The 269-nt window shown below is 74.3% G+C and carries 1 protein-coding gene; it reads right to left on the bottom strand.

All coding sequences use genetic code 11. The features are described from left to right. Positions 1–269: cytochrome c biogenesis protein ResB (locus ASG00_RS17060; protein ID WP_235559165.1), on the bottom strand; the 269-nt coding region annotated here is incomplete at both ends.

The raw sequence follows: 269 nt of genomic DNA, 5'->3' as shown, positions 1-269 counted from the left end.
CCGGCCGGCGGTGAACGAGTCGTACGCGATCCGGGTGGACGCGAACGTCTGCCCCTCCACCAGCACCCGCTGCCCGGTGAACCGGAACCCGCCGCCGACGCCGACCACGACCAGCACCGCCAGCAGCGCCACGTGGAACAGCAGGTTCCCGGTCTCCCGCAGGTAGCCGCGCTCGGCTGCGACCGAGTCCCGTCCGTCGTCGCCGCGGACCCGGCGGGTGCGGTACCGCTGCCGACGCAGCGCCTTCTCGGCCGCGTCCAAGACCGCAC

The sequence above is a fragment of the Microbacterium sp. Leaf351 genome (genome assembly GCF_001423825.1).
In the GTDB taxonomy this organism is placed as follows: domain Bacteria; phylum Actinomycetota; class Actinomycetes; order Actinomycetales; family Microbacteriaceae; genus Microbacterium; species Microbacterium ginsengisoli.
Note: the sequence above shows the minus strand (reverse complement) of the source record. Positions and strands in the feature narration are given on the sequence as shown.